Source organism: Paraburkholderia sp. SUR17 (genome assembly GCF_029536165.1).
GTDB classification, from domain to species: domain Bacteria; phylum Pseudomonadota; class Gammaproteobacteria; order Burkholderiales; family Burkholderiaceae; genus Paraburkholderia; species Paraburkholderia kururiensis.
In genome coordinates this window covers 1,611,927-1,627,348 of sequence record NZ_CP120508.1, presented here as the reverse complement: position 1 = coordinate 1,627,348, position 15,422 = coordinate 1,611,927, and the positions used below count along the sequence as shown (strand labels likewise).

Annotated in this window: 15 protein-coding genes; all 15 read right to left on the bottom strand. The window is 68.1% G+C overall.

What is annotated here, in order from left to right; genetic code table 11:
- Positions 1 to 52 precede the first annotated feature (52 nt).
- Genes P2869_RS07230 through P2869_RS07160 form a run of 15 tightly spaced genes read right to left on the bottom strand, consistent with a single transcriptional unit; the run spans position 53 to position 15,421 of the window.
- On the bottom strand, positions 53 to 493 hold the full coding sequence (locus P2869_RS07230; RefSeq protein WP_017778084.1) for an excinuclease ABC subunit A: 441 nt from the start codon (positions 491 to 493) through the stop codon (positions 53 to 55).
- Positions 494 to 510: 17 nt separating this feature from the next.
- Positions 511 to 969: a hypothetical protein gene (locus tag P2869_RS07225; RefSeq protein WP_017778083.1), complete on the bottom strand. Its 459-nt coding sequence runs from the start codon at positions 967 to 969 to the stop codon at positions 511 to 513.
- Positions 966 to 2,267, bottom strand: coding sequence for a beta-ketoacyl synthase N-terminal-like domain-containing protein (locus tag P2869_RS07220; RefSeq protein WP_277597882.1), 1,302 nt, complete (start codon positions 2,265 to 2,267; stop codon positions 966 to 968). Before P2869_RS07220 ends, P2869_RS07225 begins: the two co-directional genes overlap by 4 nt.
- Complete coding sequence (locus P2869_RS07215) at positions 2,264 to 3,490, bottom strand: beta-ketoacyl-ACP synthase (RefSeq protein WP_277597881.1); 1,227 nt, start codon at positions 3,488 to 3,490, stop codon at positions 2,264 to 2,266. Before P2869_RS07215 ends, P2869_RS07220 begins: the two co-directional genes overlap by 4 nt.
- Positions 3,490 to 4,215 (bottom strand): 3-ketoacyl-ACP reductase FabG2, encoded by a 726-nt coding sequence (locus tag P2869_RS07210; RefSeq protein WP_199541500.1) that lies wholly within the window; start codon positions 4,213 to 4,215, stop codon positions 3,490 to 3,492. The genes P2869_RS07215 and P2869_RS07210 overlap by 1 nt, the downstream gene beginning before the upstream one ends.
- On the bottom strand, positions 4,212 to 4,709 hold the full coding sequence (locus tag P2869_RS07205; protein ID WP_277597880.1) for a hotdog family protein: 498 nt from the start codon (positions 4,707 to 4,709) through the stop codon (positions 4,212 to 4,214). The genes P2869_RS07210 and P2869_RS07205 overlap by 4 nt, the downstream gene beginning before the upstream one ends.
- A gap of 8 nt (positions 4,710 to 4,717) precedes the next feature.
- Positions 4,718 to 5,917: a beta-ketoacyl-[acyl-carrier-protein] synthase family protein gene (locus P2869_RS07200; protein WP_277597879.1), complete on the bottom strand. Its 1,200-nt coding sequence runs from the start codon at positions 5,915 to 5,917 to the stop codon at positions 4,718 to 4,720.
- Entirely contained in the window at positions 5,914 to 8,310 is a 2,397-nt protein-coding gene (locus tag P2869_RS07195) for an MMPL family transporter (protein WP_277597878.1), read from the bottom strand. Before P2869_RS07195 ends, P2869_RS07200 begins: the two co-directional genes overlap by 4 nt.
- 23 nt (positions 8,311 to 8,333) lie before the next feature.
- Entirely contained in the window at positions 8,334 to 9,041 is a 708-nt protein-coding gene (locus P2869_RS07190; RefSeq protein WP_277597877.1) for an outer membrane lipoprotein carrier protein LolA, read from the bottom strand.
- Positions 9,029 to 9,460 (bottom strand): thioesterase family protein, encoded by a 432-nt coding sequence (locus P2869_RS07185; protein WP_277597876.1) that lies wholly within the window; start codon positions 9,458 to 9,460, stop codon positions 9,029 to 9,031. Before P2869_RS07185 ends, P2869_RS07190 begins: the two co-directional genes overlap by 13 nt.
- Positions 9,457 to 11,049, bottom strand: a complete 1,593-nt coding sequence (locus P2869_RS07180; protein WP_277597875.1) for an aromatic amino acid ammonia-lyase — start codon at positions 11,047 to 11,049, stop codon at positions 9,457 to 9,459. The genes P2869_RS07185 and P2869_RS07180 overlap by 4 nt, the downstream gene beginning before the upstream one ends.
- Complete coding sequence (locus P2869_RS07175) at positions 11,036 to 12,751, bottom strand: glycosyltransferase family 2 protein (protein ID WP_277597874.1); 1,716 nt, start codon at positions 12,749 to 12,751, stop codon at positions 11,036 to 11,038. The genes P2869_RS07180 and P2869_RS07175 overlap by 14 nt, the downstream gene beginning before the upstream one ends.
- The gene (locus P2869_RS07170) at positions 12,748 to 14,472 is read right to left on the bottom strand and encodes an AMP-binding protein (protein WP_277598068.1); all 1,725 of its coding nucleotides are present in this window, start codon (positions 14,470 to 14,472) and stop codon (positions 12,748 to 12,750) included. Before P2869_RS07170 ends, P2869_RS07175 begins: the two co-directional genes overlap by 4 nt.
- A complete protein-coding gene (locus P2869_RS07165; protein ID WP_017778071.1) occupies positions 14,469 to 15,170 on the bottom strand; it encodes a hypothetical protein in 702 nt (233 codons plus the stop codon). The genes P2869_RS07170 and P2869_RS07165 overlap by 4 nt, the downstream gene beginning before the upstream one ends.
- A complete protein-coding gene (locus P2869_RS07160) occupies positions 15,170 to 15,421 on the bottom strand; it encodes an acyl carrier protein (RefSeq protein WP_017778070.1) in 252 nt (83 codons plus the stop codon). Before P2869_RS07160 ends, P2869_RS07165 begins: the two co-directional genes overlap by 1 nt.
- Between the last annotated feature and the right edge of the window lies 1 nt (position 15,422).

The window sequence follows — 15,422 nt, the reverse complement described above, 5'->3', positions numbered from 1 at the left end:
CGCACAGCGGCGGCGCTCGCACCAATCGGGCCGCCGCCGACGCCACCCCCGCCTACTTCCCGCCCTTCAGCGTCACCACATCGCCCACCAGCGCAACGCCCGCGATAAACGCCCCCGCCCCGCACGTGAACTGCGTGGGGCTCTCCGTCAACTGGTTCCGGTAGTTGCTCTTGATGTTGATGACCGCATTGCCGCCTTCCTTGCGCGCGCGGTCCTGCAACTCGATCACGGCCGACAGGAACACGTGCTGGCAAGCCGCTTCGTCGGTCTTGTTGAAGGCGTTCGTCTTCTTGTTGGTGGCGAACTGACCGAACGACTTCAGCACAGCCGGATGCTTCTGGCCGGCGAAGTACAGCGTGACGTCGTCAGTCACCTTGCCGGGCTCGCTGCGCAGCGCTTCGTCGACGGGGTAGCTCGACACCGTGTCGCGCGCGAACGCGTGCGAGGTCGCGAGCGCCGCGCACAGCGCGGCCAGCATCAAAGGCTTTTTCATCGCAATCCTCACCGGGTTCAGTTGGCCTGGAGGACGACGCGCTCGCCCTCCACTGCAATCGCCGCCGCGCTCGGGCTCACGCCGCAGGTGTAGTCCGTGGCCGACGCCGTTTCCGTGGAGTGGAAACGCGTTTTCACGTTGACGACGGCGTTGGCGCCGTGCTCGCGCGCGTCGGCCCGCACTTTCTGCAGCGCTTGTGCCAGCGCCTTGTTACATGATGCTTCGGGGCCGTCGGTGGTGCGCGCGATGCGCACCGAGTACGAGACGCGGCCGAGTTGGCGCTGCACCGCCGGATGAGCCTGCGCGCCGAAATACAGCGCCACGTCGGCGCCTTGCGACGAAGCCGCGGACACGGGCGCGAGCGGCAGCGACTTCACCTGGGTCGCGCAACCGGCCTGCGTGAGGGTAACAAGCGTGACAACAGCCACGGCACCCACACCGGCCACCGAGCGTAGCGTAAGGGAGTTCTTCTTCATTTTTCTCCTCGTGAGATCAAGATCGCCTGTGGCGTCCTGCCGTCTTCCAGGCACGACTTCCAGGCGCTAAACATCAGGCTCGCGCAACTGCCGCCGAACCCGAACGAAACGGACATTGCATGATCGATGGCGGCGTCGCGCGACGCTCGCACGAGCGGCAGGCCGGCCGCGCGCGCGTCGAGCGATTCGATGCCCGCCGTGCCCGCCATGTAGCCCTCGCGCATCATCAGCAGCGTGTAAATGGCTTCGTGCGCACCACACGCGCCTGGCGGGTGGCCCGTCAGGCCCTTCGTCGACGAGAACGGCGGAATCGATTCGCCGAATACGGCGGCGAGCGCGTCCAGTTCCTCGACGTCCCCGCGCGGCGTGGCGGGCGCGTGCGTGTTGATGTAGTCGGGCCGCGTGCCGGCCTCGTCGAGCGCGGCGCGCATGGCACGTGCGATGCCGCTCGCGTGGGGCGTCACCATGCCCGCGCCGTCGGTGCAATGGCCGAAGCCCGTCAGCTCCGCGTAGATGCGCGCGCCGCGCGCGAGTGCATGTTCGAGCGATTCGAGCACCAGCACGCCCGCGCCCGACGCGATCACGAAGCCGTCGCGGCCGGTATCGTAGGGCCGCGAGGCCCGCTCCGGAGTCGCGTTGAAGCCGCGCGAAAGCGCGCCCATCGCGTCGAACAGCAGCGTCATGTTGTCGTGCAGCGCCTCGCTGCCGCCCGCGAGCACGAGTGCCTGGCGCCCGGTCTGAATCAGCTGCATCGCCTGGCCGATGGCAAGCGCCGACGTCGTACAGGCCGACGAAGGCGAGTACGTCACGCCCTCCACACCGAACACGTGCGCGACATTGGCCGAGGTCGTGCTGCTCATCGCCTGCGGCACCGTATAAGGCGGCACGCGGTCGAGCCCGCGCGTCTCGCCGATGGCGAGCGCACTGTCGTAGGCCGACATGGCGCCCACGCCCGAGCCGATCACGGCGCCCGCCGCAGGCGTGCGCAACGCGGCCGCGTCGAGGCCCGCATCGGCGATTGCGCTGCGCGCCGCGTGGCACGCGAAGCGCGCGGTATCGCCCATGAAGCGTTCGAGCTTGCGCTCGAAAGGCGGCTCCTGCGCCACCGACGCCACACCGGCAACCTGACTCGCGAAGCCGCGCTCGCGCCAGGCTTCGACCCGCACGATGCCGCCACGGCCCGCGCGCAGCCGCGCGGACACCTCATCGAGCGTATTGCCGAGGCACGACACGATGCCCATGCCGGTTACGACCACCCGTCGCATGCCGGTCGAGGTCACGAGAGACGGCTCGCTCATCCGGCGCGCCTGAACACGAGCGATGTATTCACGCCGCCGAACGCAAAGTTGTTGCTCATCACGTATTCGGTGTCGATGGTGCGCGGCGCCTTCACGATGTAGTCGAGGCTCGCGCACGCCGGGTCCACGTTGTCGAGGTTCAGCGTGGGCACATACCCGTTGCGCTTCATCATCTCGATGGTCCACCAGGCTTCGATGGCGCCGCACGCGCCCAGCGTATGGCCGATATAGCTCTTGAGCGAGCTGATGGGCATGTGTTCGCCGAAGGTCTGCGCCGTGGCGTGGCTTTCGGCGATATCGCCGCGGTCGGTCGAGGTGCCGTGCGCGTTGACGTAGCCGATGGCATCCGCCGGCAGGTTCGCGTCGCGCAGCGCGAGTTGCATCGCGAGGGCCATCGTGTCGGCCGTGGGCTGCGTGATATGCACGCCGTCCGAATTGCAGCCGAAGCCCACCACCTCGGCGTGAATGCGCGCGCCGCGCGCCATGGCGTGCTCGTACTCTTCGAGCACGAGCGTGGCGGCGCCCTCGCCCACCACGAGCCCGTCGCGGGCCACATCGAACGGACGCGGCGTGAGTTGCGGGTCGTCGTTGCGCGTGCTCGTCGCGTAGAGCGTGTCGAACACGGCCACGGCGGGCCCCGAGAGTTCCTCCGCGCCGCCCGCCAGCATCAGCGTCTGTTTGCCGTAAGCGATCGTCTCGTAGGCGTAGCCGATTGCCTGGCTGCCCGATGCGCACGCGCACGAGGTGGGCACGATGCGCCCCTTCAGGTCCCAGAAGAGACTCACGTTCACGGCGGTCGTGTGCGGCATCATCTGCACGTAGCTGTTCGACGTGACGTCGCTCATCGAGCCCGTGTCGAGCATCTTGCCGAACGCGCGAATCGGGTCCACGGAACCGGACGACGAACCGTAGGCCACGCCCATGCGGCCGTCCTTGATCGAGGGATCGTCGAGCAGCCCCGCATCGGCCAGCGCCAGTTCGCTCGCGCGCACGGCGTAGACCGACACGGGCCCCATCGAACGCGTCTTCTTGCGCGGATAGTGCGCGGGCACGGGCAGTTCGGGAATCGGGCAGGCGAGCCGCGTATGCAGCGACTCGAAATAGTCCCACGCCGGGATGCGCCGCACCGCGTTGCGGCCGAGTTTCAACGCGGCTTCGATCTCGTCCCACTTGTTGCCGAGCGCCGTGACACCGCCCATTCCCGTAATGACGACGCGCTTCATCACACCATCCCGCCATTCACGCCGATCACCTGGCGCGTCACGTACGACGCCGCATCGGACATCAGAAAGCCCACCACTGCCGCCACTTCGGCCGGCTGCCCGACGCGGTTCATCGGCACCGCCTTGAGCGCCTGGTCGAGCGGCACGCTGTCGAGCATGCCGGTGTCGATGAGCCCCGGCGCCACGCTGTTGACCGTGATGTTGCGCGACGCGAGTTCCACCGCGAGCGCCTTCGTCGCGCCGATCAAGCCCGCCTTCGCCGCGCTGTAATTGACCTGCCCGCGGTTGCCGGTCACACCCGACACCGAGGCCACCGTCACGATGCGCCCGCCTTTGCGCGCGCGCACCATCGGCATCGTCAACGGATGCACGACGTTGTAGAACGCATCGAGACCGGTTTCGATCACGACGTCCCAGTCTTCGTCGGTAAGCGCGGGGAACGCGGCGTCGCGCGTCACACCGGCACAGCAGACGATGCCGTAGTACGCGCCATGCGCCTCGACGTCGGCTTCGAGCACGGTGCGGCACGCGGCGCGCTCGCGCACGTCGAACTGCAGCACGGTGGCCGTGCCGCCTTGCGCCGTGATGCCGGCCGCGACTGCTTCGGCTTCCTGACGACCGCTGCGGCAATGCACCGAGACGGCGAAGCCGTCCGCGGCAAGCTGGTAGGCGATGGCGCGGCCGATGCCGCGGCTCGCGCCGGTAACGAGAACACGGCGGCTCATGGCTTGAAAGCCTCCTCGATAAAAGTCTGGAAATTGCGCGGCTGATAGACCTTGACGATGGCCTCGGCGCACACGGCGTCTTCGTGGCCGATCGTACACGCGTAGGCGCCGTGGCCTTCCTCGCTGCGCAGCACTTCGTTGATGGTGATGTGCAACTGCGCACCGCACGGAAATGCGGGCATACGCGCCTCATAGCGGCGCGTGCCGAGCAGCACGCCGGGCTTCACGCTTTCGCCGGCACGCATGGCGAGCAAACCGACATGCGCCGCAATGGCCTGCGCCATCAGCTCGACGCCGATCCACGCCGGCATGGCGCCCGCGCGGTCGGCGTACCAGGCGTCGCCGCGCACGCTCGCATGCGCCGTCAACGATTCGTCGCCGAATGCGCTCACCGAGTCGAGCAACAGCATCGTGCCCCGATGCGGCAGGAGTTGCTCGATGGGCGGCAGTGCCGTGTCGCCTTCGAAGGCATGGGGCGGAGTGGGTAGCGTCATCGCAGGCCTCACCGGGCGAGAATCAGGCTGACATTGCTGCCGCCGAACGCAAACGAATTGCTCATCACGTATGGCGTGCCGCCATCGCGCGGCAAATGGCGCTCGTCTTCGACGAGATCGAGCGTGGGCAGTGCGGGATCGGCCTCACCATCCCAGACGTGACGAGGCAATGCGACGTCGCTGCGCGCGAGCGTGAGCCACGCGAAGCCGAGTTCAGTCGCGCCCGCCGCGCCGAGCAGATGCCCCGTGAGCGGCTTCGTGCCGCTCGCGGCCACGCCTTGCGGAAAAACGCGCGTCATCAGGTGTGCTTCCATCTCGTCGTTCTTGATGGTCGCCGTGGCGTGCAGGTTCACGTAGCCCACCGCCGACGGCGCGATGCCCGCATCGCCGAGCGCGGCGCGCAAAGCCAGTTCGCCACCCACGCCCTGCGGATCGGGTGCCGAGATGTGATGCGCGTCGCTCGATTCGCCCGCGCCCGCGAGCCGCACCGGCCCTTCGTCGCGGCTCATCAGGAACACTGCCGCACCCTCGCCGATGTTGATGCCGCGGCGCTGCGCGCTCATCGGGTTCATGCGCACGGGGCTGGTCGAATCGAGCGAGGCGAAGCCTTGCAGCGTCAGCTCGCACAGCGAATCCACGCCGCCCACCACCACCGCGTCGCACAGCTTGAGCCGCAGCAGACGGCGCGCAGACACGAAAGCCTTCGCGCTCGACGTGCACGCCGTCGAGATCGTGAACGCCGGCCCGCGCAGGCCCAGCACCGCGGCCGCGAACGGCGCGGCCGTGCCGATCTCCATTTGCCGGTAGTCGAACGTGGACGGCATCGTGCCGGTAGCGGAACGCTCGCGCAGCGCCGCTTCGGCCGCGCCGATACCCGACGTGCTCGTGCCGAGCACCACGCCGATACGCTGCGCGCCGTAGCGCTCGCGCGCGGCCTCGATAGCCGGCGCGATCTGCGCGAGCGCGGCGAGCAGCAGACGGTTGTTGCGGCAGTCGTAGGCGGCGAGCGCTGCGGGCGCTGCGAACGCTGAGGGCGGTACGAAATCGAGCGACGCCGTCACGCGGCCGGCGAACATCGTGCCGATACGCGTCTCGATGGGTCCCATACCCGGTGCGCGGTCGTTCGCGAGCGACGCGACGATGGTGTCCACGTCGTCGCCGAGCGCATTGATCATGCCGGGCGCGTGCAGATAGACAGGCGCGTTCACGCGGCCCTCCGTTGAGTAGCAGGTATGCCGAGCGGCGCGAGCAGCACGGACACCAGGATGCCGAGCGAAAGCGTCGCGCCGAAGCTCTTGAGCGCCGGCATCGAACTCATGCCGAGCAGACCGAACGACAGCAAGGTGGTCGCCGCGGACAGCAGCACGCCGGTCCAGACGGCGCCGAGTTGCGCCGGGGCGCGCAAGGCGCCTTCACGCAGGAACACCGCGTAGTTCGCGCCCACGCCGAGCACGAGCATCAACGCGAGCGAGTTGAAGAGCGTGAAGCGCACGTGGGCATAACCGAACACGGCAAGCGTGACGCCTATCGCGACGAGCACCGGCAGCCCGGTCGCGATGCCGCCGCGCAGGCCATAGCGCAGCATCAGCAGCACGAATACGAGCAACAGCGCGCCCGCGAGCCAGATGGCGCTGTCGAGCCGCCAGGCGCCGAAAAGGCGCGAGACGCTCGCGGCCTTGTCGACAAAGCTCACCCCAGGCACCGTGTGCGCCGTGGCGACCAGCGCCGCTTCGTTCGCCGCCGAAACGCCCTGAGGAATGACGACGGCCGCGAATGCGTCCGGCGCGCTCTTCGAGCGTCCGAGCCAGAGATGGCGAAACGGCTGCGACCACGGTTCGGCCAGCCAGTCGTCGACGTGCAGCGTGGCCCCGTTCGATTGCTCGTAGGCGGCGAGCCACGTGTTCGCCACTTCGTCGCGAAAACCGGCTTCGGTCAACATGGCGCGCAACGCCGCGGGGTCGCGGAACACGTGCGTAGCGATGAGCGCGTGATCGGCCCGTTGCTGCTCTTCAGATGGGACGAACGATGCGACCGATTGCCAGCCGCTCACGAGCGGCGCGCCCGATGCGTCCGTGAGCGCACCGAGCTTCGTCGCGAGCGCCTCGGCACGTTCAAGTACGCGCTCCGGCGACTCGCCGCTCACCACGAAGAACTGCGAGCTGTTGTCGACGCCCACGGCCTGGGTCACCACACGCTCCTGGGCGACGAGCGACGGGTCGCGCTGGATCAGCAGATGGATGTCGTCGTCGCTGGCAAGCCGGAGCCAGCCGGGCACCGAGACGAGGACCACCGCGGCAGCAACGAGCCCGACCCGCAACGTGCTGCGCCCTGCGAGCAATGCATGCCATCTCGTCAGCATCGCGGCGGCCACGGCGAACAGCGTGCGCGGCGTATGCCGCGCGGGCCGCGCGAGCAGGCTCGGCAGCAGCCACAGCACCGACGCGAAGGCGGTCGCGATGCCCACCATCGCGAAACACGCAATCTGCTTGAGCGCGGGGAACGGCGCGAAGGTAAGGATCGCGTAGCCCAGCAGACTCGTGGCGAGCGCGACCGTCAGGGCCGGCGCGACTTCGCGCGCGCCGCGCCGCGGCTCCCAGTTCTGCCCGGCGCCGAGATAGACAACGAAATACTGAATCGAATAATCGACCGCCTCGCCGATCAGGCTCGCGCCGAACACGAGCGTCAGCAGATGCAGTTGGCCGAATACGAGCAAGGTGGCCGCGAGCGCGCAGAGAATGCCGAGCGCGGTGGAGACGAAGCCCAGCGCGATGAGCCGCGGCGAGCGAAAGATCCACAACATCAGCAACGCAACGCCGACCAGCGAGCCGATACCGATGGCGTGCATCTCGCGCTCCGAGGCACGGCGCGCCGCCTCGGCGTAAAAGACGGCGCCCGTGCGCGCGAGCGTGACGTCGGGGAACGCAGCCTTGAGCCCCGCTTCACCTTGCGCGACGGCGGCCAGCACCGCGCGCTGGATGTCGGTCTCGTAGGCCGAGCCGCGCAGTGTCGCGACCACGAGCACGCCGGTGGACCGGTCGCGATGCGAAACCAGCAGCCCGTCTTCTATCGTCAGGTTCGAGGTGGCGAGCGGCAGGCCACCCAACCAATGCTGGAGCCAGCCGAACGGGTCGTCCGCGAGCGGCGCGGTGAGACCGGCGGCCGGCAGCCCGTAGAGACGCTGCAGCAGCGCATCGTGCAGCGCCGCGGCGCCACCGGCGATGCTCTGGCGATCGCGAGGCGTGAGCAGATTGAAGCGATACGGCAGGTAGAAGCGCGCGATTCGCGACAGGTCGAACGGCGGCAATTGCGCCGTCACTGCTGCGAACGCGCCGCTCGCTGTGAGCGCCACGCCGAGTTGTCGCGCGGCCGCCTTGGCATGCGCGCCATCGTCGCTCGACACCACGAAGACGGCGCGATTGCCGAGCGCGCCTGCGAGGCGGTCTACGGCTTCTTCCGCGACAGGGTCCGCCTCGGTTGCGGGCAGCAAAGCCAGCAGATTGGTTTGCAGCGGCGACGGCCCCGCAAAGCGCCACGCGCAATAAAGTGCCGCAGCAAGCGCGAGTACCAGCCACGCGGCGCGCAGGCACCCAGTCCGGGACACGGCGAACGTGCGTTGCGCCTCCACTACCGGGCCCCGAACAACGCGAGTTCGGCAGGCGCGAGTTCGCTCACCGCTGCGCTGCCTTCGAAGTCGAGTTGCGTCACGTCACCGTTCGCGTGTGCGATGCGCAGCGTGCGCAGATAGTCGCCGCCGCTCATCTGCAACGAGGCAATGGACTGCGCGATTTGCGGCTGATTCGGCACGAGCCGCATCTGCCAGCGTGCGGGCGTGCCCGTTGCCTCGACGTCGAACTGCGAATAGAGCGCGCTCAGGTCGCCCGCGAGCATGGCGCGCATCATCTTCGAGATGCCGGCCGCAGCGCGAGCGCCCTGGGCGCTGCGACTTGCCGTCTGCGTGCCCGCGGCGTCTACCGTGACGATGCCCGCGTCGGTCATGACCCACGTGGCTTTGTAGGGCGTGTCGATGTGCCAGATCGCGCCGCGTTCGCGCAAGAACAGCAGCGAGCCCGTGCTGACGAGCGGCGCTTTCATCGCCGCGAGCGTCTGCGTCTGCGTGAAACGTGCACGAACGCCCTTCGCTTTCGCGAGATGCGAGGCGATTTGCGAGACGAGCGCCATGTCGTTCAAAGCAGGCGATGCGGTGGACGCAGCGGTTCCGGCGGAAGCCTGCGCGGGCGTGCCGGCCCCCGAGGCGGCCCCGCAAAGTACCGGCATCGCGATCAGCGCCATTGCGGCCACCGAAGCCGACACGCGCACATTCAACGTTCCCATGCCCGCTCCAGCTTCTCGAACACCACGGTCGGCGACACGAATTGCAGTTCCTTCGTCTCGGCGTGCACCGCGACCTGGATCGTGTAGCCCTTCGTGAGCCGCTCGCCCGAGACGGCATCGACGATCTCGTAGCCGATCTTCAAGCGGTTCTCGTGTTCGAGCAGTTGCGCCCGCACTTCCAGGCGCTGACCGTAGACCGCGGGCCGCACGTACTTCAAATGAACCTCGACCACCGGCCAGAGATAGCCCGACGCCTGCATTTCACGGTAGTCGTAGTCGAACCTGCGCAGCAGTGCGGCGCGGCCTATCTCGAAGTACTTGAGGTAGTGGCCGTGCCAGCACACGTTCATGGCGTCGACGTCGTGGAACGGCACTTCGACGTCCGCACTTGCGCTCAGGACCGCACGCGTGTCGCTCATGCCGCGGCTCCTTCCGTGCGTTCAATGAGCCCGCCCGCCGCAATGCTCGCCGTCACGGCGCGCAGGTCACGTTCGAGCGGGCGGTCTTCGTCGACGAACGATGACAGCGCCGTCACCTCGCTCATGAAGCGTTGCAGCGGTGCGGGGATCATCGTCGCGCCGTTCATCTTCAGGCGCAGTTGCACGGCCTGCACCGTTGCGAGCGTGTGCGCCGCCGCGACCTGTTCGGTGAGTTGCAGCACGCGCAGGCAATCGCGCGCGGCAATCGTGCCCATGCTCACCTTGTCCTGGTTGTGCGCCTCCGTGGAGCGCGAGAACACGCTTGCAGGCATGGTGTGCTTGAGCGCCTCCGCGGTCCAGGCCGACGACGAGATCTGCACCGCCTTGAAGCCATGGTTGATGGGCGCGCGCGCCGGCGCCGCACCCGTGAGGTTGCGCGGCAGACCGTTGTTGAACTTGTCGTCGACGAGCAGCGCCAGTTGCCGGTCCATCAAGTCTGCGAGATTGGCCACTGCGGTCTTCAGCGCATCCATGGCGAACGCGATGTGGCCGCCGTAGAAGTTGCCGCCGTGCAGCACGCGACCGCTGTCGGGGTCCACGAGCGGGTTGTCGTTCGCGCTGTTCAACTCGTTCTCGACATCGCGGCGCACCCAGCTGAGTGCATCGCAGGCCACGCCAATCACGTGCGGCGCACAGCGGATCGAATAGCGGTCCTGCAGGCGATGGCCCGGCGTATCGGTGCGTCCCGCGAGATCGGCGCGAATCCAGGCAGCGGCTTCGGCCTGGCCCGCGTGGGGCTTCGCCTCGAAGATCAACGGATCGAAATGGGCGGCGCGGCCGTCGAGTGCAACCGTGGATAACGCCGTGAGACTGGCCGCGAGGCGCGCCAGCTGCGCGGCGCGCGCGAAGGCGAGACACGCGAGGCCCGTCATCACGGCCGTGCCGTTCATCAGCGCAAGACCTTCCTTCGGCGCGAGCGTCAGCGGCTCGTGTCCGAGCGCGCGCCAGGCTTCGCGCGCGGAGCACAACGCGCCGCGAAACATCACGTCGCGCTCGCCCACGAGCGCGGCTGCCACATACGAGAGCGGCGTGAGGTCGCCGCTCGCCCCCACCGATCCTTCCGACGGAATGCGCGGCAGCACGCGGTGGTTGATGAGATCGGCGACGCGCTCCAGCAGCACGGGCCGCACGCCGGAGAATCCGTAGGCGAGCGAATTGAGCCGCGCGGCGATCACGGCGAGCGTTTCTTCGTCGTCCAGATAGTCGCCCATGCCGCAGCCGTGATAGCGCGTGAGCTGCAACGGCAGGGCTTCGACCAGATGCATCGGCACCTCGACGACACACGCGTCGCCATAGCCCGTGTTGACGCCGTAGACCGTTGCGCCCGAAGCCAGATGCTGCTGCAGGAAATCTGCGCCGCGCTGGATGCGGGCACGCCAGGCGGGATCGCTGTTGAGCGATACGGCGGCACGCCGATGCGCCACGACCACCACGTCTTCGATGGTGAGCCGCCGGCCGCCGATCACGACACACGGCGCCGCCGCGTCGTTCGTATGAGCCGCTGCGTCCTTCAAATCATGTTCGGCCATTTGCGCCTCCGCTGGGGCGCGCCCAGAAGTCGTAGAAATTGAACCATTGATACGGCGCCTTGCAGCAATAGTGTTCGAGACGCGCGGCATAACGCTGGGCCCAGACGGCCAGATGTCGGGCACGGTCGCGCCGCGGCAGTTCGATGCGTTCGGCGAACGACTCGAAGTAGAGCCGGTAAGCGCCGCGCTCCTTGAGGCAGAAGAACAGATAGACGGGGCACGCCAGCGCATGCGCGAGCACGTACGGCCCCTGCGCAAACGGCGCGCTCGCACCGAGAAACGGCACGTGCGTGGTGCGGCCCGCTTCGCGCGCCGGCGTACGGTCGCCGACGATCACGAGCAACTCGCCGCGCTCGATGCGCTCCTGCATCATCAGCGCGGTCTCCGGCCCGAAGTCGCTGACCTCGACGAGATGCTGCGCGAAGTCGTGGTGCGCGGCGGCCAGCACGCTGTTGAAGCGGCGCGCGTGTTCGGTGTAGACGATCGCCGTCACCCTGGTCTGCGCGCTGCGCACGGCGAGCGCGCGCGCCATCTCCAGATTGCCGAGATGCGAACCGATGACGAGCGCGCCGCGCCCGCTGGCAAGCAAGGCGTCGAGCGCGCCGGCATCGTCGAACTTCACGTTGGCGAAATCGAGCTGGCCGGACCAGGCAGCGAGCTTGTCGAAACCCGATTGCGCGAATGTGAGCATGTGCCGATACGCGGTGAGCCAGCCCGGCAGCGGCGTCGACTCGTTCGGTCTGAAGCGTTGGAGTTGCGCGAAGTAGCGCGTGGAGGCGCCGCGCGCGGCGCGTCCCGTCAGCAGGAAATACGCAACGATCGGGTACAGCCACAGCGACGTGAGGCGGGGCCCGATTGTGCGGCAGCCCAGCGCGAGCAACGCCATGCCGAGGCGGCTGCCGCGCTCGGCCATGCGCCACCATGGCGTCGTGCGTTCGCCCTGCCCTTGCGCTGCGCGGCGCGGCATGAACTTGTGCGCGAGCAGCAACGGCGAGCGCATCAGCATGCCCGCCACGAGTCGCGTGTGGCTGCGGCTGATGCGCACGTTGTCCCACAGCACGTCGAAGTGCGAGACGCCGTCCGTCGCGTAGCGAACGGCGGTGGGAATCGAGACGAACTCGACGCGCCGCCAATAAAACCGCACGAGAATCTCGATGTCGAAGTCCATGCGTGTCGGCAACTTCACGCCGTCGATCAGATCGCAAGCCAGGTCGAGCGGATACAGGCGGAAGCCGCACATCGAATCGCGAATGGTGAACGAAAGCGTTTCGATCCAGACCCACACGTGCGTCAGATAGCGTCCATACAGCCGCGATTTCGGCACGCTCGCGTCGTACACCGGCCGACCGAGAATCACCGCGTGCGGCTTCGCATGCGCAGCGTCGAGAAAGCGCGGCACGTCGGCTGCGTCGTGCTGCCCGTCGGCGTCGATCTGCAGGGCGTGCGTGAAGCCCGCTGCGCGTGCGGCGCGCAGACCGGCCATCACCGCTGCGCCTTTGCCGCCGTTCACGGGCAGGCGCAGCAGCGTGAGCTGGCCGGCGTAACGCTGAGCGAGCGCGGCCAGTACGGCCTGGGTCGGCTCGTCGCTGCCGTCGTCGACCACGAAGAGCGGCAACCCGTGCGGAATCAGGTTCGCGACGGTTGCGCCAATCGCATCCTTGTGGTTGTAGATCGGAATGACGACACAGGCAGCCATGCTCATGCAGGCTCCCCGTAGACGACGACGCCCGACGCGCAGTCGCGTTCGCCCAGGTGATACGCGAATTGCAGGCGGCGGCGCGGCGCGTCGTGCGTCAGCACGAGCTTGAGCACAGCGCCGGGTGGCACGGGGGCCATGAACTTCAGCTTGTCGATGGACGTGAGCGTGCGCACGCCGGGCACGTAGTCGCTCGCGAGCCGCACGACCCAATCGATCTGCACGACGCCGGGCAAAATCGGCAGGCCGGGAAAGTGGCCGGCGAAATGCACGAGCGTGGGCGGCACGTGCAGCTCGTAGAACCGCTCGTTGGCGTCCCCTGCTTCGGCAAGTAGTTCGAAGCCGTCTTCGTGGGCCCCGAACGCGCGGGCAATGGCCGCTGCCTGCAGCTTGCCGCGCGCATCGAACGGCAACGCCTTGCGAAAGCGCCAGTGACGCGGCAGCACCGTCATGTCGAAATAGCCGGCGAGATGGCGCCGCAGCGTCTTCACGAGCTGCACGCGGCCCTCGCGGCGCAGCGCGGCGTTGCCTTCGCCCGACAGCACCACGAGCGCACCGACGCGCTTGCGCGAGGCACCGTCGAGCACCGTGGTCGCGGCCTCGGCCACGAACGGATGCAGCCGCAGGCGGCCTTCGAGTTCCGCCAGCGCCACGCGCTTGCCGTCCAGCTTGATGACGCGGTCGAGCCGACCCAGCAGGTTGAAACCGCCGCGCGTGTCGAACGCCACGGCGTCGTCGGTGCGATGCCAGCCGTCGTGGTCCAGATGCGGCGAACGCAGTTCCAGTGCACCGTCGTCCGCGCGGCGCACGTCGATGCCCGGCATGGGACGCCACGCATCGGAGCCGGTCTGCATCCGCCACGCAATGCCGCCCGTTTCCGTGCTGCCGTAGATTTCGAGCGGCGCGTGGCCGAGCACGGCAGCGAAGCGCCGGGCCGTGTCGAACGCGAGCGGCCCGCCCGACGAGAAGAACGCGCGAGGCGCGGGATCGAATGCATCGAAGCCGGGCAGATCGGGCCAGCGCGACAACTGCGCGGGCGTGGAAACGACCACCGTCGCCCCGCACTGCGCGATGCGCGCCTGCAACTGATGCGGGTCGACGCAGGTGGAGCGGTCGAACGCGCGGCCCGCCGCGAGCGGCCAGAACACGCGAAACAGCAGGCCGTAGATGTGATGATGCGGCACGCTCGCGAGCACCGTTGCATCGCCGGCGAGCGCGCCCCACTGCGCTTCAAGCGTGTGCACTTCGGCGTTGAACTGGGCGAGCGTCTTGCGTACGGGCTTCGGCACGCCGCTGCTGCCGGATGTGTAGAGCGTCAGCGGCGCGTTGGGGTCGATGGTGCAGGTGGCCGTTGTGGTGGCCGGTGCGGTGGTCGTTGCAGTGGCCGGTGCGTCAATCGACATGGCGACGATGTCGGCGTCGGTCAGCACCGCGTCGTACGCCTCGCTCAGGTCCGCGAGATAGCCCGGCGCGGAACTCGCCGGAATCACCGGCTCCTTGCCGGCAATGAAGAGGCCGAAGAGCGCGCACGCGAACGTATAGGGATCGTCGGCACACAGCGCGAAGCGCTGCTCCGCGCGCGGGGTCAGGCGGGCGGCAATGGCCAGCACACGCGTACGGAATGCGGGAAAGCGGATCGTATCGGCGCCGTCGCGACATACCGCGACGACTGTCTGCGTATCAACCGCCGCGCGCGGTGCGGCAAAGAGCTCGTGCAGCGCGATCACAATGCCCCCGTGCGCTGCGCCCTCGGCAGCATGATGTACTTGCGCCACACCACCTCGGCAACCAGCAGCACGCCCACCACGCCATACGCGATGGCGCCGTTGTAGAGCGACCACGACTCGCGCGACCAGCACAGCGCCGTGTAGGCGGAGAAGATGCCGTTCGCGGCGAAGAATGCCGTCCACAGCTGCGTGACGCGACGCGTGTAGCGCACCACGTGATCAGGCGGATCCGGATACGTGAAGCGCGCGAACCGTTCGATCATCGACGGTCCGTTTGCCAGTGTCGCGCCGAACGCCACGAGCAGCCCGACATTCACAAGCGACGGATAAAGGCGCAGCAGCAGCTCACTGTTGGTCGCGACGATCGCCACCGACGCACAGTTGAGCGCGCCGGCCACCGCCCAGTCCACGAGGCTCAGCTTGCGCAGCGAGGCCGCGAATGCACCCGTGCCCGCCACGCGTTGCAGCCACAGCAGCGCGAGCAGCATACAGCCCACGTAGCGCGGCGAGTCCCAACGCCAGGCGCACAGAATCACGACCGGATAGGCCAGGTTCGCCGCGAGGCGCACCGTGCGGCGCGCGCGACCGTATGCAGGCGGTGCTTCGGTCGCGGCGGGCACCGCGTGACTCGCGTCGGTCATGCGACGCGTGGCCGGGTCGCCCGCTGCCGGCGCGTCGCACGAAGGCGTGGATGGCATCAAGCCTGAGCCGCGAGCAGCGATTCCACAGCGGCGATCACGTCGCCCACCGTGCGAACCGACTTGAACTCTTCCGGCTTGATGCGCCGGCCGGTCATTTCCTGCAGCTTGATGGCGAGATCGACGGCGTCGATGCTGTCCAGATCCAGTTCTTCGAACAGATGCGCCTCCGGCGTCACGCGCGCCGGATCGATCGCGAAGTTTTCGTGGAAGATGGCGCGGATGCGCTCGAGAATGTCTGCCTCGGTCACG

What these genes read in the sequence shown, in the direction of transcription:
- P2869_RS07230 (WP_017778084.1), bottom strand. Translation starts at nt 493, where the DNA reads ATGAAAAAGCCTTTGATGCTGGCCGCGCTGTGCGCGGCGCTCGCGACC.
- P2869_RS07225 (WP_017778083.1), bottom strand. Translation starts at nt 969, where the DNA reads ATGAAGAAGAACTCCCTTACGCTACGCTCGGTGGCCGGTGTGGGTGCC.
- P2869_RS07220 (WP_277597882.1), bottom strand. Translation starts at nt 2,267, where the DNA reads ATGAGCGAGCCGTCTCTCGTGACCTCGACCGGCATGCGACGGGTGGTC.
- P2869_RS07215 (WP_277597881.1), bottom strand. Translation starts at nt 3,490, where the DNA reads ATGAAGCGCGTCGTCATTACGGGAATGGGCGGTGTCACGGCGCTCGGC.
- P2869_RS07210 (WP_199541500.1), bottom strand. Translation starts at nt 4,215, where the DNA reads ATGAGCCGCCGTGTTCTCGTTACCGGCGCGAGCCGCGGCATCGGCCGC.
- P2869_RS07205 (WP_277597880.1), bottom strand. Translation starts at nt 4,709, where the DNA reads ATGACGCTACCCACTCCGCCCCATGCCTTCGAAGGCGACACGGCACTG.
- P2869_RS07190 (WP_277597877.1), bottom strand. Translation starts at nt 9,041, where the DNA reads ATGGGAACGTTGAATGTGCGCGTGTCGGCTTCGGTGGCCGCAATGGCG.
- P2869_RS07185 (WP_277597876.1), bottom strand. Translation starts at nt 9,460, where the DNA reads ATGAGCGACACGCGTGCGGTCCTGAGCGCAAGTGCGGACGTCGAAGTG.
- P2869_RS07180 (WP_277597875.1), bottom strand. Translation starts at nt 11,049, where the DNA reads ATGGCCGAACATGATTTGAAGGACGCAGCGGCTCATACGAACGACGCG.
- P2869_RS07175 (WP_277597874.1), bottom strand. Translation starts at nt 12,751, where the DNA reads ATGAGCATGGCTGCCTGTGTCGTCATTCCGATCTACAACCACAAGGAT.
- P2869_RS07165 (WP_017778071.1), bottom strand. Translation starts at nt 15,170, where the DNA reads ATGCCATCCACGCCTTCGTGCGACGCGCCGGCAGCGGGCGACCCGGCC.